General features: G+C 71.7%; 17 protein-coding genes and 1 pseudogene. 11 read left to right on the top strand and 7 right to left on the bottom strand.

All coding sequences use genetic code 11. From position 1 onward, the window contains the following. Positions 1 to 13: 13 nt before the first annotated feature. The gene (locus tag ACZ7L1_RS25345) at positions 14 to 241 is read right to left on the bottom strand and encodes a DUF3263 domain-containing protein (RefSeq protein WP_103839790.1); all 228 of its coding nucleotides are present in this window, start codon (positions 239 to 241) and stop codon (positions 14 to 16) included. Between the two features lie 49 nt (positions 242 to 290). Continuing rightward, complete coding sequence (locus ACZ7L1_RS25340; protein WP_471440303.1) at positions 291 to 1,583, bottom strand: ABC transporter substrate-binding protein; 1,293 nt, start codon at positions 1,581 to 1,583, stop codon at positions 291 to 293. Positions 1,584 to 1,688: 105 nt separating this feature from the next. On the opposite strand from ACZ7L1_RS25340, the gene ACZ7L1_RS25335 reads away from it, so the two are divergent. The 3 genes from ACZ7L1_RS25335 to ACZ7L1_RS25325 all read left to right on the top strand — a co-directional run bounded on the left by ACZ7L1_RS25335 (position 1,689) and on the right by ACZ7L1_RS25325 (position 4,860). Beyond that, positions 1,689 to 2,633, top strand: coding sequence for an ROK family protein (locus ACZ7L1_RS25335; protein ID WP_471440302.1), 945 nt, complete (start codon positions 1,689 to 1,691; stop codon positions 2,631 to 2,633). After that, complete coding sequence (gene nagA / locus ACZ7L1_RS25330; RefSeq protein ID WP_471440301.1) at positions 2,633 to 3,775, top strand: N-acetylglucosamine-6-phosphate deacetylase; 1,143 nt, start codon at positions 2,633 to 2,635, stop codon at positions 3,773 to 3,775. Before ACZ7L1_RS25335 ends, nagA begins: the two co-directional genes overlap by 1 nt. Positions 3,776 to 3,930: 155 nt before the next feature. After that, positions 3,931 to 4,860 carry a 1-phosphofructokinase family hexose kinase gene (locus tag ACZ7L1_RS25325; RefSeq protein WP_471440300.1) on the top strand — a complete coding sequence of 310 codons (930 nt, stop codon included), beginning with the start codon at positions 3,931 to 3,933 and terminating at the stop codon, positions 4,858 to 4,860. Positions 4,861 to 4,882: 22 nt separating this feature from the next. Here ACZ7L1_RS25325 and ACZ7L1_RS25320 read toward each other — a convergent pair whose 3' ends face one another. Beyond that, a complete protein-coding gene (locus tag ACZ7L1_RS25320; protein WP_471440299.1) occupies positions 4,883 to 5,821 on the bottom strand; it encodes a CBM35 domain-containing protein in 939 nt (312 codons plus the stop codon). A gap of 117 nt (positions 5,822 to 5,938) precedes the next feature. Next, positions 5,939 to 7,618, bottom strand: a complete 1,680-nt coding sequence (gene cdgB / locus ACZ7L1_RS25315) for a diguanylate cyclase CdgB (RefSeq protein WP_471440298.1) — start codon at positions 7,616 to 7,618, stop codon at positions 5,939 to 5,941. A 376-nt stretch (positions 7,619 to 7,994) separates the two neighbouring features. Between cdgB and ACZ7L1_RS25310 the strand changes: the two genes are divergently transcribed. Both ACZ7L1_RS25310 and ACZ7L1_RS25305 read left to right on the top strand, forming a co-directional pair. Beyond that, positions 7,995 to 8,570: a flavin reductase family protein gene (locus tag ACZ7L1_RS25310; protein ID WP_471440297.1), complete on the top strand. Its 576-nt coding sequence runs from the start codon at positions 7,995 to 7,997 to the stop codon at positions 8,568 to 8,570. A gap of 52 nt (positions 8,571 to 8,622) precedes the next feature. Beyond that, positions 8,623 to 8,837 (top strand): annotated as a pseudogene (locus ACZ7L1_RS25305) (GNAT family N-acetyltransferase); the annotation flags it as partial. Between the two features lie 21 nt (positions 8,838 to 8,858). Here the strand turns inward: ACZ7L1_RS25305 and arfB are convergent. Further along, the gene (gene arfB, locus ACZ7L1_RS25300; protein WP_471440296.1) at positions 8,859 to 9,296 is read right to left on the bottom strand and encodes an alternative ribosome rescue aminoacyl-tRNA hydrolase ArfB; all 438 of its coding nucleotides are present in this window, start codon (positions 9,294 to 9,296) and stop codon (positions 8,859 to 8,861) included. 151 nt (positions 9,297 to 9,447) lie between these two features. On the opposite strand from arfB, the gene ACZ7L1_RS25295 reads away from it, so the two are divergent. The 6 genes from ACZ7L1_RS25295 to ACZ7L1_RS25270 all read left to right on the top strand — a co-directional run bounded on the left by ACZ7L1_RS25295 (position 9,448) and on the right by ACZ7L1_RS25270 (position 12,966). Continuing rightward, positions 9,448 to 10,023 (top strand): TerD family protein, encoded by a 576-nt coding sequence (locus tag ACZ7L1_RS25295; RefSeq protein ID WP_471440295.1) that lies wholly within the window; start codon positions 9,448 to 9,450, stop codon positions 10,021 to 10,023. A gap of 111 nt (positions 10,024 to 10,134) precedes the next feature. Beyond that, positions 10,135 to 10,647: a GNAT family N-acetyltransferase gene (locus ACZ7L1_RS25290; protein ID WP_471440294.1), complete on the top strand. Its 513-nt coding sequence runs from the start codon at positions 10,135 to 10,137 to the stop codon at positions 10,645 to 10,647. A 13-nt stretch (positions 10,648 to 10,660) separates the two neighbouring features. Further along, positions 10,661 to 11,161 carry a hypothetical protein gene (locus ACZ7L1_RS25285; protein WP_471440293.1) on the top strand — a complete coding sequence of 167 codons (501 nt, stop codon included), beginning with the start codon at positions 10,661 to 10,663 and terminating at the stop codon, positions 11,159 to 11,161. Between the two features lie 53 nt (positions 11,162 to 11,214). Further along, on the top strand, positions 11,215 to 11,889 hold the full coding sequence (locus tag ACZ7L1_RS25280) for a pentapeptide repeat-containing protein (RefSeq protein ID WP_471440292.1): 675 nt from the start codon (positions 11,215 to 11,217) through the stop codon (positions 11,887 to 11,889). Between the two features lie 98 nt (positions 11,890 to 11,987). Next, positions 11,988 to 12,176, top strand: a complete 189-nt coding sequence (locus ACZ7L1_RS25275; RefSeq protein WP_471440291.1) for a hypothetical protein — start codon at positions 11,988 to 11,990, stop codon at positions 12,174 to 12,176. 34 nt (positions 12,177 to 12,210) lie between these two features. Further along, on the top strand, positions 12,211 to 12,966 hold the full coding sequence (locus ACZ7L1_RS25270) for a PP2C family protein-serine/threonine phosphatase (protein WP_471440290.1): 756 nt from the start codon (positions 12,211 to 12,213) through the stop codon (positions 12,964 to 12,966). Here the strand turns inward: ACZ7L1_RS25270 and ACZ7L1_RS25265 are convergent. Then, positions 12,963 to 13,484, bottom strand: a complete 522-nt coding sequence (locus ACZ7L1_RS25265; protein WP_471440289.1) for a GNAT family N-acetyltransferase — start codon at positions 13,482 to 13,484, stop codon at positions 12,963 to 12,965. The genes ACZ7L1_RS25270 and ACZ7L1_RS25265 overlap by 4 nt on opposite strands. 65 nt (positions 13,485 to 13,549) lie before the next feature. Next, positions 13,550 to 16,192: a beta propeller repeat protein gene (locus tag ACZ7L1_RS25260; protein WP_471440288.1), complete on the bottom strand. Its 2,643-nt coding sequence runs from the start codon at positions 16,190 to 16,192 to the stop codon at positions 13,550 to 13,552. Between the last annotated feature and the right edge of the window lie 30 nt (positions 16,193 to 16,222).

Raw genomic sequence — 16,222 nt, 5'->3', positions numbered from 1 at the left:
CACGGCCACGCGCTCAACGTTCCGCGCGGCGTGCCTCGCGGATGCGGCGGAGGCGGTTGACGGTGACCGGGGCGTGGGCCAGGGCCCTGGGGTCGTCGAGGAGGGCGTTGAGCAGCTGGTAGTAGCGGACGGGGGCGAGATGGAGCTGCTCCCGTATGGCCCGCTCCTTGGCCCCCGGCCCGGAGAAACCGCGCCCCTCCAGGGCCAGGATGGCCTTCTCTCTGGGGTTCAGGTCGTCCATGGGGGAACCGTAACCGGTGGGTCCGACACGCTCCCCCGCGCGCCTGCCGTCAGCGGGCCGCGTTGTCGGCCGTGACGGCCGCCCGCTGCAGCTGGCCCAGGATCGCCGCCGGGCTGCCGTCCGGGCCGACCGCCTTGCCTATCTGCTTCTTGATGTCCGAGCTGACCGTCGCCCACGACGTCTTGCCGACCGGGTACAGCTCGGCGCTCGGCAGCTCCTGGAGGAACGGCTCCAGGGCCTGGTCCTGGGACGACTGCGCCATGGCCTCCTGGGCGGAGCTCGTCACCGGCAGCAGGTCGTACTCGCGGGAGAAGGACAGCACGTTCTTCTCGCTGTACACGTAGTCGAGGAACTCACGGATCTGGTCCTTGTGGCCGCCCTGCTTGAACGCCGTCATCCAGTCCGCCACGCCCATGGTCGACTTCGCCCGGCCGTTGATCCCGGGCATCGGCACCATGCCGAACTTCACGCCCTTCTCGCGCGCCATCTTCATCAGCGACGGGTGGCCGTTCAGCATCCCGACCTCGCCGCGTGTGAACGCGGCGAAGGCGTCGGCGCGGTTCAGCTTCCCCGGTGCCACCGGGCCCGTCAGCCCCTTGCCCACCAGGTTGTCCTTCAGCCAGGTGAACGTGGCCACGTTCTGCGTGGAGTCGAGGTCGTAGGAGCCGAAGGCGTCCAGGTAGCCGGCACCGCCGCTGAGCAGCCACTGCATCGTCTCCGCCTGCGCCTCCTCGGGGCCCAGCGGCAGCGCGTAGGGGTACTTCACGCCCTTGGCCTCGAGCAGCTGCGCGTCCGTCGCCAGGTCGCTCCAGCTCTGCGGCGGGGTGGTGATGCCGGCCTCGGAGAACAGCGTCTTGTTGTAGAAGAGGATCCGCGTGGAGGCGGCGAACGGCATGCCGTACTGGGTCCGGTTCACCTTGCCGGCGTCACTCAGCTCAGAGGCGAAGTCCGCCTGGACGGGGATCGAGAGGACGTCCGAGGCCTCGTACAGCTTGCCCGCCGCCGCGTAGTCCGCGTACGCCCCGATCTGCGCCATGTCGGGAGCGTCGCCCCCGGCCACCATCTCCTTGACCTTGCGGTCCACGTCGTTCCACGAGTAGACGCTGACGTCGACCTTGATCCCGGAGTGCTCCGCCTCGAAGTCCTTGACCAGCTGGTCCCAGTACTTCCTGGAGCTGTTCGCCGACGAGTCCCCGTAGTCCGCGGCCACCAACCGCAGGGTGACGTCCCCGGAGCCCACCGCACCCGCGCAGCTCGCCAGGGCTCCGGTCATGCCGAGGGCGGACACCGCCGCGATCAGACCCCTGCGCCATGTCGTCCTGCGCGTTCCGCGTCGCTGCACTTGCTCTAGCCCTGCCGTCTCGTCATTCGGAATATCCAAAGGATAAGGTCTACACCACCTGAGTGGACTAGACCTCTTCCGGGTCCAGGAGCGACACTGTTCCCCGTGAGACATGTCATCGCCCTGGATGTGGGCGGCACCGGGATGAAGGCCGCTCTGGTCGGGGCCGGCGGTGAGCTGCTGCACCGGGCGCGCCGGGCCACCGGCCGTGAGCGCGGGCCGGACGCCGTGGTGGAGTCGGTGCTCGCCTTCGCCGCCGAGCTGCGCGCGCACGGCGAGCGCCACCTGGGCCAAGCCGCGGCCGCCGCGGGCGTCGCCGTCCCCGGGATCGTGGACGCCGAGCGCGGTGTCGCCGCGTACTCGGCCAACCTGGGCTGGCGCGATGTGCCCCTGCGGGATCTGCTCAGCCGCCGGCTCGACGGCGTGCCCGTGGCGCTGGGGCACGACGTGCGCACCGGCGGGCTCGCCGAAGGGCGCCTCGGCGCCGGCCGGGGGGCGGACCGGTTCCTGTTCGTGCCGCTGGGCACCGGGATCGCGGGCGCCATCGGCATCGGCGGCCGAGTGGAGGCCGGGGCGCACGGTTTCGCGGGCGAGATCGGTCACATCGTCGTACGGCCGCAGGGGAGCCCGTGTCCGTGCGGTCAGCGCGGCTGTCTGGAGCGGTACGCGTCCGCGGCCGCCGTGGGCGAGGCGTGGGCCGAGGCGGCCGGCGCCCCGGAGGCGGACGCCGCCGACTGCGCGAAGGCCGTGGCGTCGGGGGACCCGCGGGCGCGGAAGGTCTGGCAGGAGGCCGTGGACGCCCTCGCCGACGGCCTGGTGACCGCACTCACCCTGCTGGACCCGCGCACCCTGATCATCGGTGGCGGGCTCGCCGAGGCCGGGGAAACGTTGTTCACACCGCTGCGCGCGGCCGTGCGCCGCCGCGTGACCTTCCAGAAGCTGCCGTCGATCGTCCCCGCCACGCTGGGCGATGCGGCCGGATGCCTCGGTGCCGGGCTCATGGCCTGGGATCTCCTCGAAACCACTGACCCTGCGGAGGTAACCATCTGATGGCCACTACGAAGGTTCTCGCCGGTGCCCGGGTGGTACTGCCCAGCGGGGTCGTGGACGACGGCCGCCTGGTCGTGGAGGGCACGCGCATCGCCGGGTCCGCCCCCGAGAGCGCCGAGATCATCGACGTACGCGGCCACTGGCTGGTCCCCGGCTTCGTGGACATCCACAACCACGGCGGCGGCGGTGCGTCCTTCTCCGGCACGGTGGACGACGTCCTGACGGCCCTGCGCACCCACCGGGAGCACGGCACCACCACGCTCGTCGCCTCCACCGTCACCGACGACATGGACGTCCTCGTCCAGCAGGCGGGACTGCTGTCGGAACTGGCCGAGCAGGGGGACGTCGCCGGCATCCACTTCGAGGGGCCGTTCATCTCGCCGTGCCGCAAGGGGGCGCACTCCGAGGCGCTGCTGCGCGACCCCGATCCGGCGGAGGTGCGCAAGCTGATCGACGCCGCACGCGGCCGGGCCGCGATGGTGACGCTCGCCACCGAACTGCCCGGCGGCCTGGACTCCGTACGGCTGCTCGTCGAGCACGGGGTGATCGCGGCGATCGGGCACACGGACGCCACCTACGAGCAGACGGTCCAGGCCATCGACGCGGGCGCCACGGTCGCCACCCACCTGTTCAACGCGATGCCGCAGCTCGGCCACCGCGCCCCCGGCCCCGTCGCCGCCCTGCTGGAGGACGAGCGGATCACGGTGGAGCTGATCGACGACGGCGTCCATCTGCACCCGGCGGCCCTGCGGCTGGCGTTCCGTCAGGCGGGCGCGGCGCGGGTGGCGTTCATCACGGACGCCATGGACGCGGCCGGTATCGGGGACGGGCGGTACATGCTCGGCCCGCTCGAGGTCGAGGTCCGCGAGGGTGTGGCCCGGCTGGTGGAGGGCGGCTCGATCGCGGGCTCGACGCTCACGCTGGACCGCGCGTTCCGCCGGGCGGTCACCGTGGACGGGCTGGCGGTGGAGGACGTCGTCACGGCCATCTCGGCGGGCCCGGCGAAGCTGCTCGGCGTCTACGACCGGGTGGGCTCCCTGGAGCCCGGCAAGGACGCCGACCTGGTGCTGCTGGACGACGACTTCCGCCTCAAGGGCGTGATGCGCCGCGGGCAGTGGGTGGTCGATCCCCAACTGGGGTGATTGATCCGTTTGTTGGCGTGCGGCGGTTGGCTCCTGGGACTGGGCCGACCGCCGACTCTTTGGCATGATCGAGCCTCCGCAACCGCCGACGGCAGGCGCACTGACGATTCCGGGCCCCGGACCGCGCCGGCACGACTCTCGAGGGAGGTCCCGACGTGATCCTGACGGTCACGCTGAACACCGCTCTCGACATCACCTATCGGGTACGGGAACTGAGGCCGCACACCTCGCACCGGGTGACCGAGGTGACCGAACGGCCCGGCGGCAAAGGGCTGAACGTCGCCCGGGTGCTCGCCGCGCTCGGTCACCAGGTGACCGCCACGGGCTTCGCGGGCGGCGCGACGGGCCGCTCACTGCGGGAGCAACTCACCCGCACGCACGGCCTCGTGGACGCGCTGGTCCCGGTCGCGGGTGCCACCCGGCGCACCGTCGCGGTGGTCGACCAGTCCACCGGCGACACCACCCAGCTCAACGAACCCGGCCCGGTGATAACGCCCGCCGAGTGGTCGGCCTTCCTCCAGGCGTACGACGACCTGGTGCGCTCCGCCGCCGCCGTGGCCCTGTGCGGCAGCCTGCCGCCCGGCGTGCCCGTTGGGGCGTACGCCCACCTGGTGCGCACCGCGCGGGCGGCGGGCGTCCCGGTGCTGCTCGACACCAGTGGGGAGCCGCTGCGCCGCGGGGTCGCCGCCCGCCCGGACATCGTCAAGCCGAACGCCGACGAACTGGCCGAACTGACCGGCTCACACGAGCCGTTGCAGGCCACCCGGGACGCCCGTCGGCGCGGGGCGCACACGGTGGTCGCCTCGCTGGGCGCGGAGGGCCTGCTCGCCGTCAACACCGAAGGCCGCTGGCGAGCCGCCCCGCCGCGCCGCCTGACGGGCAACCCGACGGGTGCGGGCGACTCGGCGGTCGCAGGCCTGCTGTCGGGCCTGGTGGACCACCTGCCGTGGCCGGCTCGGCTGGCGCGGGCGGCGGCCCTGTCGGCGGCGACGGTACTCGCCCCGGCAGCGGGCGAGTTCGACCGGCGCACCTACGAGGAGCTGCTGGACCAGGTGGCGGTGACGGGCGAGGTCACGGCGGCGTAGTCGTGGAGCCCTTCTGAGGGCCCTACTTCGACCAGCCCTTCGTCAGCCACAGCTGGTCGAGGTAGGCGTTGCACTGGTTCCCCTGCTCGCAGGAGATCCGGATCGTGTTGGTGCCCTTGTTGAGCTGGATGTAGTTGTACGTCTTCGTCCAGCCCTTCTCCCAGTCGCCCTGGGGCGCATTGGCCCAGTTCTTCAGGGACATGGGGGTGGTCTGCGCCGTGCCGTCGACCGTCAGGGTGGCGGTGGCGTCGACGCCGGGCACGCCGTAGCCGGTGTGCAGGGTGTACTTGCCGGTCGAGGGGACGTCCACGGTCCAGGTCACGGCCGCGCCCACGTTGTTGAAGTTGCCGACGTAGACACCGCCGTCGGCCTGGGCACCCTTGACGTCGGAGGCGGTCGTGGCGCCGCCCTCCAGGTGCAGCGCCTTCGCGTCGATCGTCGGCAGCTTGCCCTCGTCCCCGGACTGCTGGGTGGCGGACCGGCTCGGGGACGGGCTCTGCGCTGCCGACGGGCTGGAGGCCGCCTGGTCGCCCTTCTTCCCGTCGTTCGAGTCACCGGTGATCATGGCGACGCCGATGCCGATGACGACCGCCGCGACCACCGCGATCGCACCGATCAACAGGCCCTTGGTGTTGGGGCCCCGGCCGCGGCCGCCGCCGGGCGGCGGGGCCGTCGGCGTCGGACGGGTCGTCTGGGCACCGCCCGGCACCGTTTCCGGGGCCGCGTAGTGCGCGTTCGGGCGGCCGTACGCCTGCTGCTGGGGGACCTGGCCGTAGGCGGCCGTCTGGGCCTGCGGCTGGCCGTACTGACGTTCACCGACCGTGCGCACTCTGTTGACGGAGCCCGGGTAGCCGTAGCCGCCGGAGGGCGGCTGGGCGCCGTTGGCCTGACCGTCGGCGTAGAGGTAGCCGAACGGGTCGTCGTCCTCGGGCGTGCTCGCGCCGTTGTTGCCGGGCGTCATCCCTAGGTCTCCTCAACAGGTGCGGGTCCAGATGCGTACGTGGCTGAATGGCGAGCCTACCCGGTCCCCGGACCGCACACGGCTGTTGTTCCCATCACCCAAGGGTTGACCTGCGGTTTATCCCGCACGCCTGTGCTGTTTGGGACGAGATCGTTTCTCTACGTACATCCGCTCGTCCGCCGATTTCAGCACTTCGTCCGCCGTCATGCCGCAGTGCGCCCAGCCGATGCCGAAACTCGCGCCGACCCGCATGGCGCGGCCGTCGACCCGGATCGGCTGGATGATCTCGTTGCGCAGACGGACGGCGAGGTCCTGGGCGTCGGCCTTGCCGAGCCCGTCGGCCAGCACGACGAACTCGTCACCGCCGAGCCGGGCCACCGTGTCCCCGTCCCGCACCCCGCGGCTGAGCCGCCGGGCGACCTCGATGAGGACGGCGTCGCCCGCGTTGTGCCCGAACCGGTCGTTGATGGACTTGAAGCCGTCGAGGTCGCAGAAGAGCACCGCGAGGCCCTTGGTGCCGTCGTCGGCGTCGCCGTCCGGGGCGACGGTGTGCACATGGTGGTCGAAGGCGTCGTACGGCCCCGGCCCGGCGTGGAAGTCGAAGGCGTGGCCGCCGCTGTCGTGGGCGGCCGGGTGGTCGCTGCGGAACCCGTCGCCGTACGCGGCGTCCAGGGAGTCCGCCGCGCTCGGCGGCAGCGACTGCGGGCGCCGGCACAGTCGGGCGGACAGACGGGCGCGCAGTTCCGCCGAGTTGGGGAGGCCGGTGAGCGAGTCGTGCGAGGCGCGGTGGGCGAGCTGCAACTCGCGGCGCTTGCGCTCCTCGATGTCCTCGACGTGGGTGAGCAGGAAGCGGGGCCCGTCGGCGGCGTCGGCGACGACGGAGTTGCGCAGGGACACCCACACATAGGTGCCGTCCCGGCGTCCGAGCCGCAGCTCGGCCCGCCCGCCCTCGGCGGAGGTGCGCAGCAGGGTGCCGATGTCCTCGGGGTGGACGAGGTCGGAGAACGAGTAGCGGCGCATCGCGGAGGCGGGCCGGCCGAGCAGGCGGCACAGCGCGTCGTTGGTGCGCAGGATGCGGCCGTGCTGGTCGCCGCCCATCTCGGCGATGGCCATCCCCGAGGGGGCGTACTCGAACGCCTGCCGGAAGGACTCCTCGCTGGCGCGCAGCGCCTGCTGCTCCCGCTCCAGGCGGACCAGGGCCCGCTGCATGTTGGCCCGCAGACGGGCGTTGCTGATGGCGATGGCGGCGTGGAAGGCGTACATCTGGAGCGCCTCGCGCCCCCAGGCGCCCGGTCGCCGCCCGTTGCGCGGCCGGTCCACGGAGATGACGCCGAGGAGTTCGCCACAGGAGCTGCCCTGGCCACCCGGCGTGTACATGGGCGCGAAGAGGCGGTCGGAGGGGTGCCACTCGTCCTCGAAGCGGGGCTCCGGACCGTCGGTGTACCACTGCGGCACGTCGTCCTCGTCGAGGATCCAGCCCTCCGTGTGGGGTATGAACCGCAGCGTGCCCCAGGCCTCGCCCATGCAGAGGCGCCGCTCCCAGGAGGCGCGGGAGCCGACGCGGCCGGTGATCAGCGCCTCCGCTGCGGAGTTCCCGGCGAGCGCGGCGACGACGAGGTCACCGTCCGGGCGCACGAGGTTGACGGCGGCCAGCTCGTAGCCGAGACCGTTCACGATGCCGTCGGCCACCGTCTGCAGCGTGTCCGCCAGGCTGCGGGCGGTGTTCATGTCCGCCATCACCTGGTGCAGCTGCCTCAGGGTCGCAAGACGGACATACGGCTCCGACTCGGTCTCCATTCGCCCTCCCCTCGAGATCTCGCAGCAGCTCCAGGGACGCGTCGGCGTACTACCGTTCTCCCGGCTTTCCGCGGCACGCTACTCGGCGTACTCCACGGGTAGCGTCGCGCAGCGCCTCCGCCACTGAATCACAGCGCGCTGCCCACTAGGTACACAGGGTCAACAAAATACGCTTCCTGTGACTCAAGTCACAGCCAAAGGTGAACAATTGAGGAGGGGTTCCGCATTTTCCCTGTGTTTCCGCGGAATGCTTCCGGACTCGGTGCGGGCCCTCTGTGTAGACCCCGTGATCCTACGACGTCCGCCGCTGGTCCTAGGCCGCGATTCGGGCCCGGGCCCGATGTGGGCGGCCCTGAGCGGGGGCTAGCGTTTTGACGTGCTCAAGACTTCCGCTGTCCCGTCCCTGTCCGCCGTGCCGCCCTCCTCCGGGCATCCTGAGGGGGTGAGCAACGACGAGTTCCGCGCTGCCATGTCCCGGCTGGCGGCGGGCGTGGTCCTGGTGACCTCGCACGAGCCGGCGCTGGATCCCGAGGGGCCGAAGGGCGAGGACGTCGGCATGACGGCGACCGCCTTCATGTCGGTGTCCCTGGACCCGCCCCTGGTGCTGGTGAGCCTGCGCGAGGGCGCCCGCATGGACGACATGCTCGCCGAGCAGCCGCTGTGGGCGGTCTCCGTCCTCTCCGAGAGCCAGCGGCACATCGCGGGACGCTTCGCGATGAAGGGCCGCGTCAGCGACCGCCTGCTCTTCGAGGACATCCCGTACGTCCGCGGCGAGGCCTCCGGCGCACCCCTGGTCGGCGGCGCACTGGCGAATCTGGAGTGCCGCACGGAACAGCGGGTGCAGGCGGGCGACCACACACTGGTGATCGGCAGGGTGCTCACGGCCCGGGTGCCGAGCGTGGAGGGCGGACCACTGATGTATTTCCGGGGGCGGTACCGGCACTTGGGGTGATCCCCCGGAATGTGCGTCGCCCGCCGGTCGTCGTCCCGCCTACGGTGCCCGGATGACGACTACTTCGGCCCTCCGGCTGGAACAGATCACGCCCCGCAATTCGAGGCCGCGATCGGCATTCGGGTCCGACCCGACCAGGAACGCGCCGTCGCACCGGTCGTGAAATCCCTCGCCGAGGCCTACGTCCACCCCGCCGGCGTCGCCTGGCCGCGCCTGATCCTCGACGGCGACCGGCCCGTCGGGTTCGTCATGGCCTTCTTCGACGTCCTGAACCCCGCCGAGGAGTCGCTACCCCCAGCCCCGGCCGGATCGGCCCTGCTTGGTCTCCGAGCGCTGCTTCTTCTCCCGCAGTCGCCGCTCGTTGATCCCCCGTGGGATCCGGGTCGGCCTGCGGGGCTTGGGCGGGGGCGCGGTCGCCTCCGCGAGCAGCGCCGCCAGGCGTACCGCGGCGGCCTCTCGGTTGCGCCACTGGGAGCGGTGCTCGGAGGAGCGGACGCTGACGACCCCGTTCACCAGGCGGGGCGCCAGACGCTCGAGGGCGCGCTCCTTCCACACCTGGGGAAGCGCCTCGGTGTTCGCCAGGTCGAAGCGCAGCTCGACCTGCGAGTCGCTGGTGTTGACGTGCTGTCCGCCGGGCCCCGACGACCGCGAGAAACGCCACATCAGCTCGGCCTCGGGGAGCGAGACGGAGCCGCGGATGACGTAAGGACCGGACATGCCGTCCATGTTCCCCGCTCCGCCCGGTCCGCGTCATCCCGATTTCCGAACGGCAGGTAAAAAAGGTAAAGGAACCCGGAACCGCGGGTACCCCCCTTGGCGTTGCTAGAGGTGGCGGTAGCTTCATCCGCACACGTAACGAGGGAAGGGACTCCCAACAATGGCTGTAAGCCTGTCCAAGGGTGGCAACGTCTCGCTCACCAAGGAGGCTCCGGGCCTGACCGCCGTCACCGTGGGCCTCGGCTGGGACGTCCGCACCACCACCGGCACGGACTTCGACCTCGACGCGTCCGCGATCGCGGTCAACGCCCAGGGGAAGGTCTACTCGGACCAGCACTTCGTCTTCTTCAACAACAAGCAGACCCCGGACAACTCGATCGTCCACACGGGCGACAACCGCACGGGCGAGGGCGAGGGTGACGACGAGGCGATCAACGTCAACCTGGCAGCGCTCCCGGCCGACATCGACAAGATCGTCTTCCCGGTGTCCATCTACGACGCGGAGTCCCGCTCGCAGAACTTCGGCCAGGTGCGCAACGCCTACATCCGCATCGTCAACCAGGCCGGCGGCCAGGAGATCGCCCGCTACGACCTGTCGGAGGACGCGGCCACCGAGACGGCCATGATCTTCGGCGAGCTGTACCGCAACGGCGCGGAGTGGAAGTTCCGCGCGGTCGGCCAGGGCTACGCGTCGGGCCTGGTCGGTATCGCCCAGGACTTCGGAGTGAACGTCTGACGGAGTCCCTCGAGCTCCGCACCGGGACCCCGGCCGTGGCAGGCCGGGGCCCCGGCGTTTTCCGCGGCCTCCCGCAACCTCTCCGGGACCCGTCCGCGATACGTTGCCCGAGTGATCCTCGAGCCCCTCTCCCCCGCCCCCGACCACGACATCCCGGGTGAGCTGCTGACCGAACTCACCGCGCTCTACGCCTCCAACCGGGAGTTCCACGCCCTGAGCGGCGACTTCCCCGACCCGGACGACATCCGCCCCGAGCAGGTGGCGGCCACACTGGCCGACGAGTTGGCGCACCCCGACGTGGAGGTCCTGCTCGCCCGCAGTTTCGGGCGGCTCGTCGGAATCGTCGTCACCCTGGCCCACCACCCCGACCCGGCCGACCCGGACCCGTGGATCGGCCTGCTGATGGTGGACGCGGCGATGCAGCGGCACGGGCACGGGCGACTCCTGGCATCCCTGGTCGAGGACCGCTTCCGCGCCGCGGGCCGCACCGCCGTACGCCTGGCCGTGCTGGAGAACAACCCCGCGGGCCTCTCCTTCTGGACGGCGCTCGGCTACGAGGTCGTCGACCGCCGCCCCGACCGTGACCGGGGCCGCCCGTGCGCCGTGCTGCGCAAGGCCCTGTGACACCATCGCCCCCGTGCTCGACATCGGCTACGCCCTCTCCAACCGCTTCCCCGACCCCCCGCAGACCGACTACCGCCGCGCGGACGTCCACGCCCTGCGGCACGACCTGTTCTGCGGTGACGTCTATCTCGCCGACACCGAGGCGGACCGGGAGCTGTCCACAGCCTGGGGATGGGTGCCGGTGCTCGACTTCGCGTGGGCGCTGTGCGACATCGTCGAGCGGCTCGACCGGGACCCGCTCGGCAGCCGTGCCGCCCGGCCGCAGCGCGCGGAGCTGGACTTCACCGAGTCGACCGACCGCCTGATATTCGAGCGCCGTTTCGGCTGGGTCGACATCGAGGCGGAGTGGCTGCCGCCGGCCGAGGCCCCGCTGACGTTCCCCCACGCGGAACTGCGCCGCGAGGCCCGCGACTTCCTGCAGGACCTGCTCGCCGACCTGACGGACCTGCACGAGGACCTCGGCGAGAACCCGGCGATCTGGACCCTGCAGGCCCGTTTCCCCCGGGTCGCCTGACGCAGGAGCCGCAGGCCGGGGCCATTGTCGGTGGTGGGGTGCAGCATGGGGGCATGGTGCGGAGGGCGCAGGTGGTGAAGGCGGCGCGGCGGCCGGAGGTGCGGCTGCCCGAGCTGGTGGCGTGGACGGACGGGGCGGTGGTGCCGGACGGGGACTACGACGGGCTGGATTTCCGGGACGCGGATCTCGCGGGGCAGGACGGCGGGGGCGCCCGGTTCATGGACTGCGCGCTGACGGGGTGCGCGCTGGACGGGACGGGGCTCAACCACGCGCGGGTGCTGGACTCGGTCCTCACGGGCGTACGGGGCGTGGGCACGGACCTCGCGGAGGCGACCCTGCGCGATGTGGAGCTGGTGGACGCCCGGCTCGGCGGGACGCAGCTGCACGGGGCGGTGTTGGAGCGGGTACTGGTGCACGGCGGCAAGATCGACTACCTGAACCTGCGCAAGGCGCGGCTGAAGGACGTCGTCTTCGAGGGCTGTGTCCTCATCGAGCCGGACTTCGGGGGCGCCCGGCTGGAGCGGGTGGAGTTCGTGGACTGCGTGCTGAAGGGAGCCGACCTGACGGCGGCGACCCTGGTCGACGTGGACCTGCGCCGTGCGGCGGAGCTGGACATCGCCCGCGGGGTGGACCGCCTGTCCGGCGCGGCGATCAGCCACGCGCAGCTGCTGGACCTCGCGCCGGTGCTGGCGGCGGCGATGGGGCTGCGCGTCGCGGATGCGGACTGACGGCGGACGGGCCCGAGCGGCGACGTACGACACGGCTCGTCTCGCCACGGCCGTCGTGGGGGTGGACCATGGAGGGGGAGCGACGAAGGAGGCCCGCCATGAAGTCATCCGGAGCCTCGGATTACGACACCTGGCTCTACTCGCACACCCCGTCGCAGGCCGAGGGCGAGCGCGACGAGCCGGGCGAGCGCAGCACCATGGAGCAGCACCCGGACGTACCGCGCACGGAGCCGTCCCAGGCGGAGGGCGAGCGGGGCACGGACGAGCAGGGGCCGAACCCCCACTGACCACGGGTGATCCGAAGATCGGCGGTGGCCTTCGGTGTCGTATGTCGCTGTCAGCGCGCTCAGCCACCCGGGACTGCTGCGGGACAAGAACGAGGACAGTCTCGTCGCCGGGCCGTGGACGCTGTGTGCCACCGTCACCGAGAACCCGCAGACGCTGGTCTTCCCCCTGGGGACGCCCCTGGTGGTCGCCGTGGCGGACGGACTCGGCGGGCACCCCGGGGGCGAGGTGGCGAGCGCGCTGGTGGCACGGCGGTTCGCGGCCCTCGGGCCGGCGCTCGGCAGTGAGGACGCCCTCCGGGGCGCCGTGGACTCCAGCAACCGTGCCGTCTACACGGCCGCCGAGGGCGGCGAGGACGACGGTCGCGGCCTCGCGATGATGGGCACCACCCTCGCGGGTGCCGTCGTCCTGCCCAAGGAGCTGCTGGTCTTCAACGTGGGGGACAGCAGGGTCTTCGCCGCGTCCCGGAATGGACTGCGGCAGGTGAGCGTGGACGACAGCCCGCCGCCGGCGCCCGGGCAGCGCACCACCTCGCTGGTCACGCAGTGCCTCGGCGGCTCCCCGCACTACCGTGCCGTCGTGGCGCATGTGACGGCGGCGCCGCTGTCGCCGGGCGACCGCTATCTCGTCTGCACCGACGGCCTCACGGATCCGGTGCCGGAGGACACGATCGACGCGGTGCTGCGGGAGCACGACGACGCACGGGCCGCCTTCGAGCTGTGGCAGGCCGCCATCAGCGCGGGCGGTCCCGACAACATCACCCTCGCGGTCGTCCGCGTCGCCGACGACTAGGACCTCTCGTTTGGATCATGCCGGGCTCCCCACCCCCGGCGCGTCGCGGACCGCCCCAGTTCCACCAGCGCCCCGTCGGTCAGCCGGTACACCGTCCACTCGTCCTGCGGTCGGGCGCCCAGGGCCTCGTAGAAGTCGATCGACGGGCGGTTCCAGTTCAGCACCGACCACTCCAGACGCTCGTAGCCGCGCTCGACGCAGATGCGGGCCAGTTCCGTCAGCAGCGCCTTGCCGTGGCCGGCGCCACGGGCCTCCGGGCGGACGTACAGGTCCTCCAGGTAGATGCCGTGCACGCCCCGCCAGGTGGAGAAGTTCAGGAACCACAGCGCGAACCCGACGACCTCTCCCCCGTCGTCCTCCGCGACATGCGCGAAGGCCGCCGGGCGGGCGCCGAACAGCGCCTCGCTCAGCTGCTCCGGCGTGGCCCGCGCCTCCTCGGCCGCCTTCTCGTAGGCGGCCAGTTCACGGATCAGGGTGTGGATGACGGGGATGTCGTCGGGAGTCGCGGTGCGGATCATGCGGGCAGTCAAACACAAGGGGGGCCGGGCCCACCAAGGCCCGGCCCCCCGCCGTCACCGACGGCTCAGGTCAGGCACCGTACGTCGATCGCCCAGATGCCGCGCCCGTGGGTGGCCGCGTAGAGCCGTCCGTCGGGGCCCGTGCGGAGCTGGAGGACCGCCGTCGTGGGCAGGTTGGTGCCCGCCACCTTCCAGCTGGACGCACCCGCCGGGCGGACCAGGACGCCGAGGTCGGTGCCGATCGCCACGGTCCCGTTCTTCAGCAGCACCACCGTGTTGGCGGGCACGTCCGGCAGGTTCCCGGAGATGTCCTTCCAGGTCGTGCCGCCGTCCCGGGTCTCGAACAGATGCCCGACACCGGCGCCCGGCCCCTCGGTCCACTTCCGGGAGAAGCCGTTGACCGCCAGGAGGACGTGGCTGGAGTCCGCCGGGTCGATCGCGAGGCCCGCGAGGTAACGGTTGGGGACCGTCCCGTCGACCGGCAGGTTCAGCTGGTGCCAGCCGGTGCCGTCCGCGTTGCCGACCGCGATGCCCCGGGTGAAGCCCTCGTTGTTGCAGGGGCCGCACCAGGCGGCGTACACCTTGCCCCCGGAGGACGCGACGGCGGTGGCGGTGTGGCCCTCGCCGAGGTCGAACGCGTTCAGCCACTCGCTGCCGCTGTGGATCGCCCAGCCCTTGGTGTTGATCCACACGTGGCGGCCGCCCGCGACCCAGGTCTTCGCGTCCTTGATGTCGGAGTTCAGCGGGGCGATGAAGCGGGCCTCGCCGGTGGCGTTGTCCGGCGGGGCCACGGAGTAGGTGGTCGCCTTCGACGGGTCGGTGACCCAACCGCCGTCGTTCGCGGCACAGTTCTGCGTGACCGCGACCGCCAGGTACACGTACTCGGACGCGACGTTGCACCCGTTGGCCGGGTCGACGATCGTGTCGCCGCCGTCGCCGCCGAAGTCGGAGCCCATCACGCGGTCGCCGGGGCGCAGGATCGACTGGCCGTTGTCCTGCAGACCGCCGCTGACGTCGAGCCCGCGCGCGGCCTGGTCGATGCCCACGCCGACCGAGTAGTACTGCAACGCGTCCATCGTGCCGTCGTTCAGGGACGTCCAGTCGGTGGCGTGGCCCGAGGCGTTCGCGGAGCCGTTCAGCGGTCTGCGGTAGGCACCGCCGTCGTCACCGACCACCAGGTACGGGGCGCCGCCGTTGCTGCCGATCGCCACCGCGTGCTGGTCGGCGTGCACGGTGGCGGGGCAGTCACCGCTCTGCATGGCGGGGTCGATGGACCAGCAGGGGAAGCCGAAGTTCCAGTACGGCCCGGGCACGGTCCAGCTCTTGCCGCCGTCCTTGGTCTCGAAGACCTCCTCCAGACCGGCGTAGACGTGGTCGGGGTTCTTCGGGTCGACGGTGAGGAACTGGTCGTACCAGGCCTGGATGCCCGGCTGGTACCCGGCGCCGGTGAGCGCCGAACCGGAGTCGCGCAGCCGCGTGTAGTCGGCGATCTTCGTCCACGGACCGGTCGGCGAGCCGGACTTGGAGACGAAGATGCCGGCGAGCCCGCTGTCCGGGTTGGAGCTGGTCATCGCCGGCGACTGGTCGATGGCGTAGTAGCGGGAGCCGTCGGCGCTGCGCGCGAAGGTCACGTTGCCGACGTCGGCGCTGTCGCTCGGCAGGTCCCCGAGCCCGGTCAGCCGCTGCCAGCCGCCGGGGCCCTTGGCGTAGAAGCCGTTGTAGGTGTCGCCGCCGCGCCAGCCGACCGCGAGGACGACCTTGTTCGGGTCCTTGGGGTCGATGGCGATGTCACTGGTGATGTTCTTGTACGCCGCGTCCGGGTCGCTCGCCTCAGAACCGCCGGGCAGATAGTCGGGGTTGGGGGCGAACTCCAGCTTCCAGGGGCCCTTCAGGGTCTTCGTGGAGTGGCTCCACACGCCGCGCGTGGTCGCCGCCCACACCTTGTCCCCGCCGAACCGCAGCGCGTTGATCGAGGTGGACTCCAGTTCGTCCCCGCCGACCCGGTCGCGGGTGCTGAACTTCCCGTCGCGCGGGTCGTCGAGCACGTAGACACCCGTGCCGAGGAACGAGGTCGCGCTGGTGTTGGCCTCACCGGTCGCGTACCACAGCCGTCCGTGACCGTCGAGCTGGAGGTCGCCCGTGGACAGGGCGGGCAGGCCGTCGGAGATGTTCTGCCAGTGCCCGCCGCCGGTGCGGGAGCGGAAGACGCCGCCGTTGGCCGAACCGGCGTACACATACCCGTGGTTGTCGGCCGCGAGCCCGGTCACGCGCCCCGTGACCCGCCCGGCGCCGCCGCTGGAGTTGGAGTTGATGTCACGGTAGCGCGGGTCGTCGGAGTCGTAGGGCAGCCGCGTCAGCTCGCTCCACTTGCTGTGCGTGTGCCGCAGACCGCTGAGTGCGTCGTACGCGGCCCCGTAGGCGCCCGGCGCCACGATGCCCGGCGAGGTGCGGGCCTCCGCGTACTGGTCCGCCTGCTCGGCGATGTTCCCGGCCTCGTCCTCGTCGCCCCCGGGGTCCTCCGTCTTCGCGAACGGCGACAGGCCCTTGTGCTGATGCACAAGGGCCTGTTTCCGAAGCGCCCGAACCCCGAAGGGGTCCGTATGAGTGCCTGATGCCGCCTGGGCCTGTGTGACCGTCAGACCCAGCGCGGCGGACACGGCGAACACCGCCGCCCATGCCCGTCTTCTGCGCAACCCGTCGCCCGCCATGAAATACGTGCCCTCCCCTAAGAGCAGTGG

It is taken from the genome of Streptomyces sp. NPDC107546, assembly GCF_055639175.1.
This window is presented reverse-complemented; position numbering and strand designations above follow the sequence as displayed.